Origin of the sequence: Dactylosporangium sp. NPDC051541 (assembly GCF_044454505.1) — a bacterium.
Taxonomy (GTDB): Bacteria; Actinomycetota; Actinomycetes; order Mycobacteriales; family Micromonosporaceae; genus Dactylosporangium.
Genome location: NZ_JBITDU010000013.1, coordinates 76,914 through 94,327, shown reverse-complemented (window position 1 = coordinate 94,327; position 17,414 = coordinate 76,914). Strand labels below are relative to the sequence as shown.

At 70.5% G+C, this 17,414-nt stretch carries 11 protein-coding genes; 9 read left to right on the top strand and 2 right to left on the bottom strand.

The annotated features are described in order from the left end of the window. Window positions 1-46: 46 nt before the first annotated feature. From ACIA8L_RS41925 to ACIA8L_RS41910, 4 genes are all read left to right on the top strand, one after another. Complete coding sequence (locus ACIA8L_RS41925) at window positions 47-2,044, top strand: sensor histidine kinase (protein ID WP_395913537.1); 1,998 nt, start codon at window positions 47-49, stop codon at window positions 2,042-2,044. After that, window positions 2,041-2,691, top strand: a complete 651-nt coding sequence (locus ACIA8L_RS41920; protein ID WP_395913535.1) for a response regulator — start codon at window positions 2,041-2,043, stop codon at window positions 2,689-2,691. The genes ACIA8L_RS41925 and ACIA8L_RS41920 overlap by 4 nt, the downstream gene beginning before the upstream one ends. Window positions 2,692-2,794: 103 nt before the next feature. Beyond that, window positions 2,795-3,457: a GrpB family protein gene (locus tag ACIA8L_RS41915; protein WP_395913533.1), complete on the top strand. Its 663-nt coding sequence runs from the start codon at window positions 2,795-2,797 to the stop codon at window positions 3,455-3,457. Window positions 3,458-3,601: 144 nt separating this feature from the next. Continuing rightward, window positions 3,602-5,557 carry a right-handed parallel beta-helix repeat-containing protein gene (locus tag ACIA8L_RS41910; protein WP_395913531.1) on the top strand — a complete coding sequence of 652 codons (1,956 nt, stop codon included), beginning with the start codon at window positions 3,602-3,604 and terminating at the stop codon, window positions 5,555-5,557. 10 nt (window positions 5,558-5,567) lie between these two features. On the opposite strand, the gene ACIA8L_RS41905 is transcribed toward ACIA8L_RS41910, so the two are convergent. Next, window positions 5,568-5,963, bottom strand: a complete 396-nt coding sequence (locus ACIA8L_RS41905; RefSeq protein ID WP_395913529.1) for a hypothetical protein — start codon at window positions 5,961-5,963, stop codon at window positions 5,568-5,570. Window positions 5,964-6,236: 273 nt separating this feature from the next. Between ACIA8L_RS41905 and ACIA8L_RS41900 the strand changes: the two genes are divergently transcribed. From ACIA8L_RS41900 to ACIA8L_RS41885, 4 genes are all read left to right on the top strand, one after another. Next, window positions 6,237-8,123 carry an ABC transporter ATP-binding protein gene (locus ACIA8L_RS41900; protein WP_395913527.1) on the top strand — a complete coding sequence of 629 codons (1,887 nt, stop codon included), beginning with the start codon at window positions 6,237-6,239 and terminating at the stop codon, window positions 8,121-8,123. A gap of 262 nt (window positions 8,124-8,385) precedes the next feature. Continuing rightward, complete coding sequence (locus tag ACIA8L_RS41895) at window positions 8,386-9,348, top strand: AraC family transcriptional regulator (protein WP_395913525.1); 963 nt, start codon at window positions 8,386-8,388, stop codon at window positions 9,346-9,348. 203 nt (window positions 9,349-9,551) lie between these two features. Further along, the gene (locus tag ACIA8L_RS41890; RefSeq protein WP_395913523.1) at window positions 9,552-12,764 is read left to right on the top strand and encodes an NACHT domain-containing protein; all 3,213 of its coding nucleotides are present in this window, start codon (window positions 9,552-9,554) and stop codon (window positions 12,762-12,764) included. A 159-nt stretch (window positions 12,765-12,923) separates the two neighbouring features. Next, window positions 12,924-14,960 carry a DHA2 family efflux MFS transporter permease subunit gene (locus ACIA8L_RS41885; protein WP_395913521.1) on the top strand — a complete coding sequence of 679 codons (2,037 nt, stop codon included), beginning with the start codon at window positions 12,924-12,926 and terminating at the stop codon, window positions 14,958-14,960. Here ACIA8L_RS41885 and ACIA8L_RS41880 read toward each other — a convergent pair. After that, the gene (locus tag ACIA8L_RS41880; protein WP_395913519.1) at window positions 14,957-16,846 is read right to left on the bottom strand and encodes a putative bifunctional diguanylate cyclase/phosphodiesterase; all 1,890 of its coding nucleotides are present in this window, start codon (window positions 16,844-16,846) and stop codon (window positions 14,957-14,959) included. The genes ACIA8L_RS41885 and ACIA8L_RS41880 overlap by 4 nt on opposite strands. A 251-nt stretch (window positions 16,847-17,097) precedes the next feature. Between ACIA8L_RS41880 and ACIA8L_RS41875 the strand changes: the two genes are divergently transcribed. After that, window positions 17,098-17,400 (top strand): putative quinol monooxygenase, encoded by a 303-nt coding sequence (locus ACIA8L_RS41875; protein WP_395913518.1) that lies wholly within the window; start codon window positions 17,098-17,100, stop codon window positions 17,398-17,400. Window positions 17,401-17,414 lie beyond the last annotated feature (14 nt).

The window sequence follows — 17,414 nt, the reverse complement described above, 5'->3', positions numbered from 1 at the left end:
GGCGGGCCACCACGGCCGGTGGCGGCGTCGCCGTCATGATGATGGGATGTCAGGTGTACGGGTCACAGGCCCCGCGATCGCCGCGGGGCTATTCGCGCTCGCGGTGGCGGAGGTCGCCACGACCGCCGTCGCGGGTGTGGTGTCCGGGTTGAGCCTGGCCGCGCTCGTCGACGGTTTCGCGGTGAGCAGCGCGACGCTGGGCCTGGCACTGGCGGTGGCCGGTTGGCCGATCGCCTGGCACCGGCCGGGCAACGTCGTCGGCTGGCTGCTGCTGGCCGGTGGCATCTGCTACGCGTTGAGCGCCGCCGGGTATGCCCTGCTGGCCGCGGGCGCGGCGCCGGGCGAGCACGGCGCCGGGTGGCGCGTGGTCGCGACCCTCACCAACGTCGGCTGGACGTGGGTGATCAGTCTGGTCCTGCCGGTTGTCCTGCTGGTCTTCCCGGACGGGCGGCTGCTGGGCCGCGGCTGGCGGTGGGTGGTGCTCGCGGCGGTCGCCGATGCGGTGGCCTTCGCGGCAACCGCCGTCGCGCCGGCCGACACGCTCAGCGGCAAGCTCGGCGTCCGCGGATATCCGGCGGCGGCCTCGAGCGACCTGACCGTCTTCGCCGGCGTCACGTCCGTGCTGGGGTTCGGTGTGTACGGGGCGGCCGTGCTCTCCTTGGTGCTGCGCTACCGGCGCGGTGACGAACGGGTCCGCCGGCAGCTGCTCTGGCTGCTGCTCGCGGCGCTGGTCATGGTCACCACGTTCGTGGTCAGCGACGTCCTGCGGGTCGAGGGCTGGTGGTCGATCTTCGTCGTCGCGCTGGTCCCGATCGCGATCTCGGTGGCGGTGCTCCGCCACCAGCTGCTCGACATCCGGCTGGTGATCTCCCGGTCGGTGCTGTACCTGCTGCTGACCACGGCGGTCGTCGCCGGTTACGCGCTGCTCGTCACCGGCCTGGACGCGGTGGTCCGCCGCGAGGTCGGCCTCGGCAGCTCGGTACTGGCGACGCTGGTCGTCGCGGCGGGCTTCAACCCGGTCCGCGTCTGGCTGCAGCACCGCCTCGACCGCGTCTTCTACGGAGCGCGGCACGACCCGGTCCGGGCGATTGCGGAGATCGGTGAGCGGATCGGTGCCATCGATGCGACCGGACTCGACGGCGTCCTGGAGGCGGTGTGCCGTGTGCTGCGCCTGCCATCGGCGGCGATCGTGGCGCAGCACCGGGAACTGGCCACGTACGGTGCGCCCCCGCCGCTGCGCCGCTCGGTGCCGCTGCAGCAGGGCGGTGAACACGTCGGTGAGCTGATCGTCGGCCTGCGCCCCGGCGAGGCCAGGCTCGACCCCGCCGACGAGAGGATCTTGGCGCTGGTGTCCACCTCGATCGCGGTGGCTGTCCATGCGACCGCGCTCGCCGAAGCGCTCGGCCGCACCAGAGAAGCGCTCGTCACCGCCCGCGAAGAGGAACGCCGGCGGCTGCGCCGCGACCTGCACGACGGGCTCGGACCGGCGCTGACCGGGGTGGTGCTGCAGGCGGACACCGCACGCCGCATCGCGCTCACTGACCCGCAGCGCGCCGCCGAGGTCATGGCGCAACTGCGGGTGCAGACCACGGCCGCGATCGACGACATCCGCCGGCTGGTCAACGAGCTGCGTCCGCCGGCGTTGGACGGCCTCGGCCTGCTCGGCGCGCTGCGGGAGCACGCCGAGGTGCTGTCGCAGCGGACCGACGGCAGCCCGCTGCGGGTGACGGTCGCCGCCACCGGCCCGCTGCCGGACCTGCCGGCCGCGGTCGAGGTGGCCGCGTACCGCATCGCCACGGAGGCGTTGAACAACATCACGCGACACTCCACTGCCACGACCGCCACCATCCGTCTCGACACGGACAATGCCACCATGACCCTCGAGATCAGCGACAACGGCGGCGGTAGCCGGCCCTGGCAGCCCGGTGTCGGGCTGACGTCCATGCGGGAACGCGTCGCCGAGCTCGGCGGTCACTGCTGCGCCGGCGCCGGCGCAAGCGGGGGCCAGGTGCGGGTCACGCTGCCGCTGCAGGGCCGACGATGACCGTCCGCATCGTCGTCGCCGACGATCACTCCGTCGTTCGTGAGGGACTGCGCGCGCTGCTCGGCGCCGTGGAGGGGTACGAACTCCTGGACGCCGTCGCGACCGGCCGCGAGGCCGTCAAGGCAGCGGTGACCCTGCAGCCCGACGTCCTTGTCATGGACATCAACATGCCGGACCAGTCCGGTATCGACGCGACCCGGGAGATCAGCCGCAGCGCACCGGCGGTCGCCGTCCTGATGCTCACCATGTTCGACGACGACGACTCGGTGTTCGCCGCCATGCGCGCCGGTGCCCTCGGCTACGTCCTGAAGGGCGCCGACCCCGAGGACATCCTGCGCGTCATCTCCGGTGTCGCCGCCGGCCACGCCGTGTTCGGCCCCGGCATCGCCCGCCGCGCCATTGCACACCTGTCCGCGCCGGTGACCGCCGAAGCACCCTTCCCCACCCTGACTCCACGGGAGCGGGAGATCCTCGACCTCATCGCCACCGGCCAGGGCAACGCCACCATCGCCGCCCAGCTGAGTGTGTCACCCAACACCGTCAGCAACCACATCTCCAACATCTTCGCCAAATTGCGGGTCGCCAGCCGAGCCGAGGCGATCGTCCGAGCCCGCGACGCCGGCCTCGGTCACGGATCGGCAGGTTAGCCCGCGTCGAAGACCGCATCCGCACCGGCGAAGACACCGGCTCCTTGCCCGTCGCCGCACGCATCACCCACACAGCCCGCAGCACCCGGGTACTGTCCCGGACATGGTGATCCACATCGACGAGTACGACCCAGCCTGGCCGGCACAAGCCCGGGCCGTCATCGCCGAACTCCAGGCCGCCCACCCGGCCCTGTTCAAGGCCGTCGAACACGTAGGCAGCACCGCAATCCCCGGCCTCCCCGCCAAGCCCGTCATCGACCTCATGACCGCCGTCGACACGCTGGAAGCGGTACCCGCCACCCTCGGCCAAGGCTTCACCCTGATCGAGACCGGCATGCCGGACCGCTACTTCTACCGCCGCGACCCCACCCCACCCACCTCGACCAACGCGCCCGACCCAGCCGACCCGCCCACCGCGCACCCAGCGGAGCCGGACGGCGCGCGCGAGTCGGAGCCGGGCGGCGCGCGCGAGTCGGAGCCGGGCGGCGCGCGCGAAATCAGTGCGGGCGGTGGGTGGGAGTTGCCGGTGCACCTGCATGTCGTGACCTGGGCTTCGTGGGAGACGCGCAACGAGCGGCTGCTGCGGGACTTTCTGCTGCGCCACGCTGACGAGCGGGCGGAGTACGGGCGGCTGAAGCAGCGCCTCGCCGCGGCCGGGCTGGACGGGGACGGGTACACGCGCGGGAAGACTGCGCTCATCCAGCGGCTCGTTGACGCCGCCCGGGACGAGCGTGGGCTTCCACGCGTCCCGGTCTGGGAGGAGTGAGGTCCCGGCCCGGCGCGGGGCCCGATCCCGGCCGAACATCCGCGTATCCGGGCGGTGGTTTTTTCGAAAAGTCGTTGGGGTGTGCGACCCGGCGGATCGCGATTAGCATTCGCAAGCGTTGATGCTGGCGAAAGGGTGGCCGCGGTGACCACGGTGTTGCATGTCGCGCTGAACGGCTCCGATGGGGATGACGGCGGCGCTGAGCGGCCCTTTCGGACGATCAACCGGGCGGCTTCGGTTGCGCGGGCCGGCGATACCGTTGTGGTGCACGGCGGGGAGTACCGGGAGTGGGTGAAGCCGCGCCGCGGTGGGCTCAGTGAGAGCCGGCGCATCACGTACGAGGCCGCGGCCGGGGAACACGTCGTGATCAAAGGGTCCGAGCGGGTCACGGGGTGGGAGAGCGACAGCGGTGTCTGGCGGGTGGACGTCGACAACACCGTGTTCGGCGAGTTCAACCCGTTCGTCGAGGAGATCGCCGGGGACTGGGTCGTCTACCGGGACGGGGCGCCGCGCAAGCATCTCGGCGAGGTGTACCTCAACGGGTTGAGCGGGTATGAGGTCGGTGGGCGCGAGCAGGTCGGCCGGGCCGTGGCGCGCACCGAAGTGCTCGACGACTGGACCGGGGTCACCGTGCCGGCACCGGACTCGGATCGGCCGCGGCCCGTCTGGTACGCCGAGGCCGGGCCTCACCGTACGACGATCTGGGCGAACTTCGGGGCGGCCGACCCCAACGACGAGCTGGTGGAGATCAACGTTCGGCGGTCGGTGTTCTTCCCGGAGCGCCACCATCTCGACTACATCACCGTCCGCGGGTTCGAGCTGGCCCACGCCGCCTGCCCGTGGACGCCGCCGACCGCCGACCAGCCGGGGCTCATCGGGCCGAACTGGGCCAAGGGGTGGGTCATCGAGGACAATCACATCCACGATGCGAAGTGTTCGGCGATCTCCATCGGCAAGGAGGCGTCGACCGGCCACAACTACGCGAGCGAGCGGGGTGACAAGCCGGGCTACCAGTACCAGTTGGAATCGGTCTTCTCGGCTCGGCAGATCGGGTGGGACCGGGAGCACATCGGCTCTCACGTGATCCGCCGCAACACCATCCACGACTGCGGCCAGAACGGCATCGTCGGGCACCTCGGTGGCGTGTTCTCGACCATCGAGGACAACCACATCTTCAACATCGCGACCAAGCGCGAGTTCTACGGCTATGAGATCGCCGGGATCAAGCTGCACGCCGCGATCGACGTCACGATCCGGCACAACCGTATCCACGACTGTACCCTCGGAGTCTGGCTCGACTGGCAGACGCAGGGCACCCGCATCTCCCGCAATGTGTTGTACCGCAACAACCGTGACCTGTTCGTCGAGGTCAGTCACGGCCCGTATCTGGCCGAGCACAACGTCTTCGCCTCGCCCGCGGCGCTGGAGCTGTTCAGCCAGGGCGGCGCGTTCGTCGCCAACCTCATCTGCGGCACGGTCCGCCTCGAGCCGGTCCCGGACCGGGCGACGCCGTATCACCGCCCGCACAGCACGCAGGTCGCCGGCTTCGCGACGATCACCGGCGGCGACGACCGCTGGATCGGCAACCTCTTCGTCGGTGCCGACCCCGCGGCCGCCTACGGCCCGCAGGCCGAGGGTCTGGGCGCCCCGGTCGCGGGCCTGGCCGGATACGACGACTACCCGGCGTCGTTCGCCGAATACCTGTCCCGCATCGCCGCCCAGCCTCCGGGCGATCATCGTCGTTTCCTGGGGGTACTGCAGCCCGTCTACGCGACCCAGAACGTCTACGCCGCCGGCGCGGAGCCGTTCGCCGGCGAACAGGACCCGCAGGTCCTACCGACCGGGACAGCCGCGGTGACGGAGGACGGCGACGCGGTGTACCTGGACACGGACCTGCCGCAGCCCTTCGCCGGCACCCGCGTGGCCGCCGTCACCGGAAGCGACCTGCCGAGGGTCCGCGTCGCCGACGCCGAGTTCGAGGAGCTCGACGGCACGCCCGCGGTCATGGCCGTCGACCTGACCGGCGAGCCGAGGACGACCGGCGCGGCCGGCCCGGTCGCCGCCCTGCCTCCAGGCCCGGCTCGCACCCGCATCTGGTAGCCGGACGACGTCAGCGCTCGTCGTCCCACGCCATCGACGTGATCCGCCACCCGTCGCTCGTGCGGGCGAACTGGGTCGAGATCCAGCCCTGCGCCGCGAACGCCGCCCCGTTGAGCACGCCGTGCTTGTCGTATCGGCTCCATCGCTGCCCGACGTTGCCAAAAACCTGCGACTCGCCGCTGATCTCCGACTCCGCGAAGGCGGTCAGCGCGCCGGACCGTACCTGTTCGACGCGGGGCGCGATGAACTCGTCGATGGTGCTCACCTCCGCCGGGGTGGTCAGGGCCCGGATCAGCAGGCCGCGCGGCACGAACACGGCGCGGATCGCCTCGTAGTCGGGGGCCGCCCCGGCCTCGAACGACACCGCCCGGAAGAACCCTGCCAGTAACGCCTCGAACTCGTTCACGCCGTCCCCTTCGCCGTCACACGCTTCCGCAGGCCGGGCGTTCCGTCCCGTTCCTCGCCGGGGCCGAACGGGGAGCGGGCGTGGATCAGGTCAGCTTCGAGGAGCAGGTCGCCATTGTCGAGGATCTCCGGTGTGGGGCCGTCGGCGATGATGCGGTGGGACTCGTGTCGCGAAGCCGACCCGTGAATGAACGCACCCTTCCGGTTGAGTCAGGTTGTTCCTGCCCGGGCCCGTCAGGCATCGTCGGATATCGACGGACGGGAGGGGCTGGCCGTGGTGGCAGCGAGCAGCATCGAACACTCTGTCCTGCCCGAACTGCGCGAGATGTGGTGGGAGAGCGGCGTGCGGGCCCGCGCCGAGGCCGGCACCTGGGCCGTCTTCGCCGAACTGCCGAAACTCCTCGCCGCCGCGGTCCGGCTCAGCTGGCGGGCCGACCGGGCCCGGACCCTGCTCGTCGGCGTGGCCACCGTCGGCTCCGGCGTCCTGGCGTCGTTCGGGCTCCTGGCCACCCGGCAGGTCCTCGTGCAGCTGTTCGAGGGCGGGCCGACCCCGCAGCGGGTCACCGCCGCCCTGCCGGCCCTGGCCGCGCTCGCCGCCGTGACCGGACTGCGGGCCGGGCTCGGGATCGCCATGGGCTACGCCCAGAACGGCCTCACCCCGCGCGTCGACCGCGAGGTCGAACGGTCCCTGTTCGAGGTGACGACCGCGGTCCGCCTCGACGCGTTCGACGCCGACGCGTTCGCCGACGACATGGAACGCGCCTCCCGCGGCACCCACTCCGCGGCCGGGCTCGTCCAGGGTGCCATGAACCTCCTCGCCGGCCTGGCCGGGGTTCTCGCCGTCGCCGCCGCCGTCATCGTCATCCACCCGCTGCTGCTGCTCGCGCTGCTCGTCGCGACCGTGCCGAACGCGTGGGCGTCGCTGCGGGCCGGGCACCAGCGGTACCAGACGTTCATCGCCGGGTCGGTCCGCCGCCGCCGGCTGTGGCTGCTGCACCGGCTCATGGCCGAACGCGACTCGGCGACCGAGCTGCGCTCCTACGACCTGCGCCGGTTCCTGCTCGACCAGTACGACCGGGTGATGGGCGCCGAGACCGACATCCAGCTGAACCTGGCCCGGCGGGTCACGACCACGACCAGCGTCGGGTCCGTCATCGGCGGCCTGGCCACGGTCGGCGTGTACATCCTGCTCGGGCTGCTGCTGATCCGCGGGCAGATCCCGATCGCGGCCGCGGCCACCTGCGTCATCGCCGTGCAGACGGCGCAGCGCTCACTCACGACGGTGACCCTGCAGATCGACAACATCTACACCGAGGGCCGGCACTTCGGCGACTACACCGGGTTCATGGCCCGGGCCGCGCAGTACCTGTCGGCCGCTGTCGCGGAGCACCCGGCTCCGGACCGGTTGCGCCGCATCGACGTGCGCGGGGTCGGGCTGGCCTACCCGGACCGGGACACCCCGGCGGTCGACGACGTCACACTGAGCGTGCGGGCCGGGGAGACGGTCGCGTTCGTCGGCGAGAACGGCTCCGGCAAGACGACCCTCGCATCGATGATGGCCGCGCTGCGCACCCCCGACACCGGCGCCGTCGAGTGGAACGGCCGGCCGCTGGGCGACTGGGACCCGGCCGCGCTGCACGCCCGGATCGCGGTCGTGACACAGGAGTACCACAAGTGGCCGTTCACCGCGGCGACGAACATCGCGATCGGCGACGCGGCCGCCGAGCCGTCACAGCCGCGGATCGAGTCCGCGGCCGCCCGGGCCGCCGCCCACGACATGATCATCGAGTTGCCGCACGGGTACGAGACGCTCCTGGACCGCACCTTCGCCAACGGCCAGGACCTCTCCGGCGGGCAGTGGCAGCGGATCACCGCCGCCCGCGGGTTCCTGCGCACCGCCGACCTGCTGATCATGGACGAGCCGTCGTCGGCGCTCGACCCGCGGGCCGAGGACGCGCTGTTCCAGGCCATCCGGGACCGGCAGGGGCGGCTCACCACGGTCCTGATCACGCACCGGCTCGCCAACGTCCGCCACGCCGACCGGATCTACGTCATGCACCACGGCCGGATCGAGGAGCAGGGCACCCACGACGAGCTGATGACCGCCGGCGGCCGCTACAGCGAACTGTTCCGGCTGCAGGCCGCCGGGTATCTGGCGTAGCACCCTGGCAGTCGCCGTATCGGCCCGATCTGGCCGCCACTCGGCCGTACAATGTTTCGCCGGACCGGTCCGATCCCTGCCGTGCTATTGGGCATTCACGCAGGTCAGCGCCTTGATCCAACACCGGCCCGGAGCGGCCTCGGCGCTCCTGGCGGCACCGGCCGCCCTCGCCGTGGCCGGTCCGACTTGGCGGACCGGCTCCATCCGAGCGACGGTTGCGGCACGATGACTGCTGACGGGGTAGCAGTGGCAGGAGGAAGCTGTGGGAGGTCCCGCGTACTTCGAAGTGCGCACCCACGACCGGGAGGTGGCCGCCGAGTCCCTCAACCAGGTCATCGAGCACCGCCCCCGGATGCGTTTCGCGGACCCGGCCCGGGTGCAGGTCTCGCTGCGCAGCGCCAACTACGCCGACCTGGGCGCCGACGCGATCCGCATCGGCGGCGCGCAGTACACCGGCGCCGTCGACTCGGCCGACTTCCTGCTGGCCGGGGCCGTCCTGGAGGGCGGCGGCATCCTGCACAGCAACCACACGTCGGTGGAACTGCCCCGCAACGGCGGCTTCCTGTACCCGATCGGCGTGCCCTTCAGCGTCGACTGGGACGACGTGGCCCTCGCCATCGTCCGGATGCCGATCGCCGACATCGCCGAGGTCGCCGAGGCCGCCACCGGCCTGCCCGCCGCCGACCTGCGCTTCGAGTCGGTCACCCCGGTCTCCGAGCCGATGCGCCGCTACTGGGCCGCGACCGTCACGCACCTGGTCCGCCAGCTGGCCGTACCGGACGCCAACCTCCCCCCGCTGGTCCTCGACCAGCTCCGCCAGCTGACCGCCGCCTCCGTGCTGGCCGTCTTCCCCAACACGACGATGACCGCCGCCCGCCTGCCCACCCCGGGCAAGGTCCCGCCGGCCGCGGTCAGGCGAGCCATCGCCTACATGGACGCCAACGCCGCCGCCCCGCTCACCGCCGCCACCATCGCGGCCGCCGCCGGCATAGGGGTACGCGGCCTGCAGGTGGCCTTCCGCCGCCACCTGGACCAGACCCCGCTGGAGTACCTGCGCAGGGTCCGCCTGGAACACGTCCACCGCGAACTGCAGGCCGCCGAGCCGGGCAACGGCACCACCGTGAAAGCGATAGCGAAACGCTGGGGCTTCGCCAACCCGGGCCGCTTCACCGCCGAATACCGCACCGTCTACGGGCACCTTCCGAGCCGAACCCTCCGGACCTGATTTTTTGCCCCTGGCCCCTGACTGGCTCCGCTCGCAGCGGGAAAAGCTCGACCTCCACCCACTGCTCTTCGGAGCAATGGCGTCGCTCGACAGGATGAAGCCGCCCGGGTGTTTCGCATGTCGGTTGACAGCCCCCCATCAACTGTGGGTACCGGCGTTGGCACTCATAGTCGACAATGGGATCGAGGCGGAGGGGCTACGGCATGCCAAGAGTGCTCAGTTACAGCGATGCTGTTCGTCTGCTCGGTGGTGAAGGCCCGACGGTTCGCGCACTCGACCGGTTGACGGGCGGCTTGCTGCTGGGTGCGGGTGTGGCGTTTCCGGCCGTGCTCGGCTGGCTCGATGCGCGAGCGGAGTTCGTCAGACTGTGCCATCGGCTCGTGCGGGACGTGGCCGAGCGTCGCGGCGGCCTGGGCCGGTTCGACCGGACCGAACGGCTCGTCGCGGCACACACCGTCATCGTTGTTACTAGCTTCTTCGAGGCGATGAGTGAAGCTCCGCTGTCGATCCGGTTTGCTGATCTTGAGCTGTCACGTGCGGAACAGCTTGCGATCGCCGGTGACGGCGCCGCCGGAGGCTCCGGCGGATTCGTGACATCGGTACTCGCAGCCGGTGTGGTGCTGCCCGAGCCGCACATCGGCGACGACGCCTTCCAGGCCCGGCTTGCCACATACTATGCAGGACTGCACGAGCAGGTCGGCCGGTTCGTGGCGGGGTTGTCCGTGTGGGATGACCTGGATGACACGGCGCGTGCCAGGTTCACCACCGGGCTCCGCGATGTGCCCGCGGCGGCGGTGGCCAGGTATCAGCAACTGCTGCGTTCACTCGCCACGGAGTTTCCCGAGTTCGGCTTCTGGACAGCGACACGCGAGCATCAGGGCACCCGCGATGCCGTGCGCGCACTCCGGCCGTCCCTGACACATCTGGAACAGCTCCTCACCAGTGTGGCCTCCGGGCGAGCGACGCCGGCGCAGGTCACCGCGCTGCCACGAGCCTACCGAGCCGCGCTCGATCGCCCGATCGTCGAGTCCGGCGAGGTAACCACCGGGATGTCGGTTCCGACCCTGGAACAGGCGTACCTCACACCGCGATTCCGGGTCAGCAACGCCGATCCCGACGTCCCGCCCAACAGCGAGCGGTGGTGGTCCAAACAACCGGTCCACCACAATCTTGACGAGTTTCTCGCCGGCTACCTGACCTCTGTCCGAGCTGTACAGGCGCCCATCCTCGTCCTCGGTCAGCCGGGCGCCGGTAAATCCGTCTTCACCCGCATTCTCGCCGCACGCCTGCCAGCGGACTTCCTACCGGTCCGAGTGGTGTTGCGTGATGTACCTGCCGACGCCGACGTGCAGGACCAACTTGAACATGCCCTCCGAGCCGCCACCGGCGAACAGCTGTCGTGGCCGGCCCTTGTCCGCGCGGCTGATGGCGCCTTACCGGTCGTGCTGCTGGACGGGTTCGACGAACTCATCCAAGCCACCGGGGTGCGTTACGTCGATTATCTGACGCGGGTCGCGGCCTTCCAGCAACGCGAAGCCGACCAAGGCCGACCAGTCGCGGTGCTCGTCACAACCCGGACCAGCGTCGCCGACCGCTCCCGAGCCCCGGCAGACACCCTCCTGCTGAGAATCGAGCCGTTCGACAACCACCAGATCCATATCTGGCTGCAGATCTGGAATCGGGCCAACAGGGCCCATTTCCTCGCTGCCGGCGTCGCACCGCTGTCGACGCAGACGGTCCTGGCCTACCCGGAACTGGCTGCTCAGCCACTGCTGTTGCTGATGCTCTGCCTCTACGACGCTGACGCCAACGCCCTGCAACGCAACGTCGCCCGCTTGAGCCGCCACCACCTCTACGAACGCCTGCTGCACAGCTTCGCCCTGCGGGAGGTCGCCAAACACCGTCCCCACCTCGACGCGCAGTCCACCGCACGAGAAGTCGAGGAACAGCTGCGGCGGCTGGCCCTTGTCGCCTTCGCGATGTTCAATCGCGGCGCCCAATGGATCGGGCAGCACGAACTCGAACGTGACCTGACCTCGATATTCGGTGAGCATAGGCAAGTGGAACCGGACCTGCGAAGTCGCGCCGGGTCCGCAGAACTGGTGCTGGGCCGGTTCTTCTTCATCCATCGCGCCCAAGCCAGCCGAGACGACACTCAGATCAGCACCTACGAATTCCTGCACGCCACGTTCGGTGAATACCTCGTCGCCCGCCTGACCGTGCAGGCCTTGCTGGAAACTGCGACACGGGATGCCAGCAGCACGTTGCCATCGGCCGCAATCGACGACGATCTGCTGCATGCGCTGCTTTCCTTCGCCGCACTAGCCGGGCGCAGCCCCATCGTCGAATTCCTCACCGCCGGCCTCAGCGACCTGCCCGAACACCAAAGCGATCAGCTGAACGAACTGCTGGTCCGATTGCACGCCGCAGCGGGGCATCCCCGGGCCCGGCACGGCTTCTCCGCCTACCAGCCGACCACCGCCACCGTCTCCGCCCGTCATGCCGCCTACAGCGCCAACCTGGTCCTGCTCGCAACCATCGTTGCGGGATCGCTGAACGTTCAGCGCTTCCTCGCCATCGACGGTGACGACCACGTCGATCATTGGCACAACTTGACGCTGTTCTGGCACTCGCAGCTCAACCACGCGGAATACACCAGCATCATATACACCTATGCCCTGGAGCGAGGCTGGAACGGTGCCGAGCGGGCCCTGACACTCACTATCCACAACGGCCAGCGCCGCAGACTGTCCATCGACCCGTTCTGGATTCACAAGGTCCCGCCGAACAGCAAGCCGAACCGGATCTATGACGAGGCACCGTCAGAAGCGATCGCGATCCGGGGCCACCTGCAGGCCGGGCTGCAGGACGACGTCGTCCTGCACGCCGTCGAGCCGCTGGTGACCGCACTCGGCGCCAGTGTGCTCACCCGCTTCTACGCCTTGGAGCATTTTAACGGCGCGGCACCATCGGCGGCCCGCGCCCTCATCGACGTTCTGCTCCTGCCCACCGCCGCATGCGACAGCCACGTACGACGCACTGCTTACCTGCGCTGCGCCACCATCGCCACCGTCACCGGCCTGCGCACACACGACGACGACAGCCCGGACCGCTACATCGCCGTGCTCGTCACCTCCTTGACCGCCGACCCCGCCGCTTCTGCAGAACTCGCCGCTGACGTACTCGAGATCCTCGTGGAGACGTTCAGACCGGTGACGATGCGGAGCGCGCTCGCCCCGACCATCGTGCGGTGCATCATCCACTTCCTGGCGCGTCGGCCCGTCCAGCCGCAGACGCGTCAACGACTGGCCACCATTGCCGAGCCCATGCTCGATGACCACGGAGTCGAGGAGTCCGACCTCCGCGTGCTGAGGCGCAGCATCATCGACGACGCCACGCTCCAGGACGAGCAATAACATCCGCGCTTGCCGGACGATGCACGACGGGCGCAAGAGAAGGCATCTGGGGGCGACCCGCGATTCGTACCGGCAACGCCGGATCGGGCCGTCAGGCGGGGGCGGTGCGGGTGGCGCAAAGCTCCCCCTCGGCCGGCAACCGCGGCGCAGACTGCTTGTATGAGCACCTCTGCGATCGCCGAGGGGGCCCAGCATGCCCCGGCGGTGTTGAACCGGCGGCAGGTCAACGTCGTGTTCGCGGCCATTCTGCTCGGGATGTTGCTCGCGGCGCTCGACCAGACCATCGTGTCCACCGCACTGCCCACCATCGTCGCGGACCTCGGCGGGGCCGGGCACATGTCGTGGGTCGTCACGTCGTACCTGCTGGCCGAGACGGTCGCCACCGTGCTCGCCGGGAAGTTCGGGGACCTCTTCGGGCGCAAGCTCGTCTTCCAGGTCAGCACCGTCGTGTTCGTGGCCGGGTCGGCGCTGTGCGGGGTCGCGCCCGGCATGGTCATGCTCATCGCGGCCCGGGCCGTGCAAGGGATCGGGGCCGGCGGGCTCATGGTCACGGCCATGGCGCTCATCGCCGACGTCATCCCGCTGCGGGACCGGGGGCGCTACCAGGGGGCGCTCGGGGCCGTCTTCGGGGTCACCACCGTCGTCGGACCGACGCTCGGCGGGTTGTTCACCGACCATCTCAGCTGGCGGTGGGCGTTCTACATCAACGTGCCCGTCGCCGTCGTCGTGCTCGCCATGTCGGCCCGGGCGCTGCCGGCGATCCGGGCGGCCATCAAACCCGTCGTCGACTACCTCGGGATCGCGCTCGTCGCGGCCGGGGCGTCGGCCATGATTCTGGCGCTGTCGTGGGGCGGGAACGAGTACCCCTGGAAAAGCTCAATGATCATCGGGCTCTTCATCGCGGCCGTCGTCCTGCTCGGTGCGTTCGTCGCCGTCGAGATGCGGGCCGACGAGCCGATGCTGCCCATGCGGCTGTTCCAGAACTCGGTGTTCACCGTCTGCTCGGCACTGAGTTTCATTGTCGGGTTCGCCATGCTCGGGGCGATGACGTTCCTGCCGACCTACCTGCAGTACGTCGACGGCGTCTCCGCCACCGCGTCCGGGGTGCGGACCCTGCCCATGGTCGCCGGGCTGTTCACCACGTCGATCCTGTCGGGGACGCTGATCAGCCGGACCGGGCGATACAAGGCGTTCCCGATCGCCGGCGGCGCCGTCATGGCGGCCGGGCTGTTCCTCATGTCGACAATGAAACCCGGTACCAGTGCCTGGCTCGAGTCGCTGTACATGTTCGTCCTCGGGCTCGGCATCGGCCTGTCCATGCAGGTCCTCACCATCGCCGTGCAGAACACCGTCCCCTACGCCGACCTCGGCACCGCCACCTCCGGCGTCACGTTCTTCCGCACCCTCGGCAGCTCCTTCGGCACCGCCATCTTCGGCACCCTCTTCACCAACCACTTCGGGCCCGCCCTCGCCAAGGCCCTCGCCGGCGAACCCGGCGTCCCGCCCGCCGCCGCCAGCAACCCCGAACTGCTCAACCGGCTCCCCCACACCCAGGCCGCACCCATCATCGACGCCTACGCCGGCAGCATCACCGACGTGTTCCGCTGGGTCGTCCCCGTCGCCCTGCTCGGCTTCGTCATCGCCTGGTTCCTGCGTGAGGTCCCGCTGCGCGACAGCGCCCGCGCCGCCGCCACCGACGTCGGCGACGGGTTCTCGGCACCGCCCTGCGACCGTGTCGGCCGCCTCGAACGGGCCATCAGCGACACCATCCGCCAGACCCGCGGCAGCGACCCCGGCTTCATCAACCGCATCCTCACCACCGCCGGCGGCGGCCTCAGCCCGGCCCAGGCCTGGGCCGTCGGCCAGACCCACCTGCACGCGACCGTCCGCGGCGAGGCCAACCTCGACGCCATCGCCCGCCGCCACCGCATGCCCCGCGAAGTCCTCGAACCCACGTTCACCGGCCTCGCCGACGCCGGCCTCGCCCACGTCGACGGCGACACCGTCCACCTCACCGACGCCGGCCAGGCCCAGCTCGACCGGGTCCGGGCCGCGTGGAAGGCCTGGCTCGACACCCGCCTCGACGACATCACCCTCGCCGACGCCGAGGACCGCGTCCTGCTCGACCAGGCCCTGTCCAACATCGCCGTCCGCCTCGTCGACGAACAGGGCGAGCGGCAACCCGCCACCATCTAGAACAGATACGCCGGGTGCCGGGCGTGCAGCCACAGCTCCAGATCCGCCGCCGCCAACGGCCGCGCGTAGTGGTAGCCCTGGGCGATGTCACAGCCGAGCGCCCGCAGCGCGTCCGCGTGCGCCTCCGTCTCCACACCCTCCGCGACGACCGTCATCCCCAGGTTGTGCCCCAGCTCGATCGCGCCCCGGACCAGGACCGCGTCATCGTGGTCGGTGTCCATGTGCTGCACGAACGTCCGGTCCACCTTCAGCTCGTCGACCGGCAGCGCCTTCAGGTACGCCATCGACGAATACCCGGTGCCGTAGTCGTCGATCGACAGCCGCACCCCGAGGTCGTGCAGCCGCAGCAGCGTCGCCGTGGCCAGGGCCGGGTTCGCCATCACCGCCGACTCCGTCACCTCCAGCCGCAGCCGGTTCGCCGGCACCCGGCACTCCGCCAGCAGCCGTGTCACGTCCTCGACCAGGCCCGGGTCGAGCAGGCAGCGCGGGGACAGGTTCACCGCCACCGGCAGGTCGCGGCCCGCGTCGAGCCACGTCCGCGCCTGGGCCAGGGCGTGCCGCAGGACGTACAACGTCAGCCGGGTGATCAGGCCCGTCGTCTCCGCCACCGGGATGAAGTCGGCGGGTGCGATCGGCCCGCGGTCCGGGTGCCGCCACCGCACGAGCGCCTCCACCCCGCACACGGCCCCGTCCGCGAGGGACACCTTCGGCTGGTAGTGCAGCGTGATCTGATCGTCGGCGTCCAGGGCCCGGCGCAGATCCCCGAGCAGCTGCAGCCGGCTGCTGTCCTCCGTGTGCAGCGCCGGCTGATAGGCGACGATGCCGGTCTTCGTGTCCTTCGCCGCGTACATCGCGATGTCCGCGCACCGCACCAGATCCTCCTGCGGCGACGACGCCACCCCGATCGACACCTCGATGTCGACTGTCACATCCACCAGGTCGAAGCTGCGGTGCAGCGACGCCTGGACCCGCTCCGCCAGCCGGGTCGCGTCCGCCGCGCCCGTCGCCGGCAGCAGGATCGCGAACTCGTCACCGGCCAGCCGGGCCACCGTGTCGGTCGTGCGCACCGCCGCCGTCGTCCGGGCCGCCACCTGCCGCAGCAGCTCATCGCCGTACTGGTGGCCGAGCGTGTCGTTGACCTCCTTGAACCGGTCCAGGTCCAGCATCAGCACCGACGGGCCGGCGTCGAGCGCCTCGGCCGTGCGGGCGTTGAACACCGAACGGTTCGGCAGGCCCGTGAGCTCGTCGTGCATCGCCTGGCGGACCAGCCGCCGCTGGTAGCCGGTCGCCACGACCGCGAACACCACGATCATCGCCAGCCCCACCGCGAACGTCGACAGCGTCGCGACGAACACCAGCTCCTCGACCTGATACAGCCGGTCGCTGGCGGCGAGCGCGGCCCGGTCCTGCTCCTCCTCGGCCTCGCGCAGCGCCGTGGCGATCTGGCCCTCGACCGGGTCCACGTCGTCGAGGTCGATCCGGCGGATCTCCACCGGGTCGGCCCGGTCCACCGCCAGGAACAGTTCCTCCATACCCGCGAGGTACTGCCCCTGCAGCACCCGCACCCGCGCGACCAGGGCCCGCCCGGAGGAGCCGCCCCGGGACTCGATGTCCTTGAACGCCGTCTCCAGCTCGGCCGCCGCCTCGGCGTGCTCGACCCGGGCGTGCCGCTCCGGCTCCAGGCGGTACTGCTGTTCGGCGATCTCCTCCGCCGAGACCGCCTCGTGCGCCCGGTGGTACGCCTCGGCCAGCATGGACGCCGTCTGCGTGCGGCCCGCCGCGTGCCGGGTGGCGACGGTCCCGAGCACGCTCACCCCGGTCAGCACCAGCAGCACTCCGGCCAGGCCGGTGAACGCGGCCCGCCGTCTGGCTTGCGATCGTGGCACCGGCACTTCTCCCGTCCGCGCGAACGCAAGCCCACAGCGGGCTGCACTACCGGGATCGTCGGCACCGCGGCCCGCCCGTTGACCGGACCGCGGGTTGCGGATCGGGATCACATTGTTTCGGGCATCCTAGGATCCTAGGTGTAGATCGCCCGTCCGCTGGCAGCGCATACGCGTCTCACTGACGGAAGCCCAGCGAGCCCCGGCCACGCGACGATCGAAGCGTCCACAAGAAACCCAGGAGGTTGCGACACATGCTCATCGCCATCGTCGACTTCACCGTCGCCCCGGCGGACCGCGAGGCCGCCCTGCGCCAGCTCGACGCCGAGCGCGTCGAGGTCAACGCGATGCCCGGCAACATCAATTTCCGGGTGTACTCCTCCCGCGCCGACGACACCGCGGTCACCATCGTGCACGAATGGCAGGACGCCGCGTCGTTCAACGGCTACCAGGAGTCGGAGTCGTTCGCCCGCTCCGGAGCCGTGCTCCGGCCGATGATGACCGCGGCCCCGGTCAGCCGCCGCTTCCACGCCGACCTGCTGGAGACGGTCGCCTGAGCGCCACGCCTACG

Coding starts and splice junctions, on each gene's coding strand:
- ACIA8L_RS41875 (WP_395913518.1), top strand. CDS start 17,098: ATGCTCATCGCCATCGTCGACTTCACCGTCGCCCCGGCGGACCGCGAG.
- ACIA8L_RS41885 (WP_395913521.1), top strand. CDS start 12,924: ATGAGCACCTCTGCGATCGCCGAGGGGGCCCAGCATGCCCCGGCGGTG.
- ACIA8L_RS41925 (WP_395913537.1), top strand. CDS start 47: ATGTCAGGTGTACGGGTCACAGGCCCCGCGATCGCCGCGGGGCTATTC.
- ACIA8L_RS41890 (WP_395913523.1), top strand. CDS start 9,552: ATGCCAAGAGTGCTCAGTTACAGCGATGCTGTTCGTCTGCTCGGTGGT.
- ACIA8L_RS41920 (WP_395913535.1), top strand. CDS start 2,041: ATGACCGTCCGCATCGTCGTCGCCGACGATCACTCCGTCGTTCGTGAG.
- ACIA8L_RS41915 (WP_395913533.1), top strand. CDS start 2,795: ATGGTGATCCACATCGACGAGTACGACCCAGCCTGGCCGGCACAAGCC.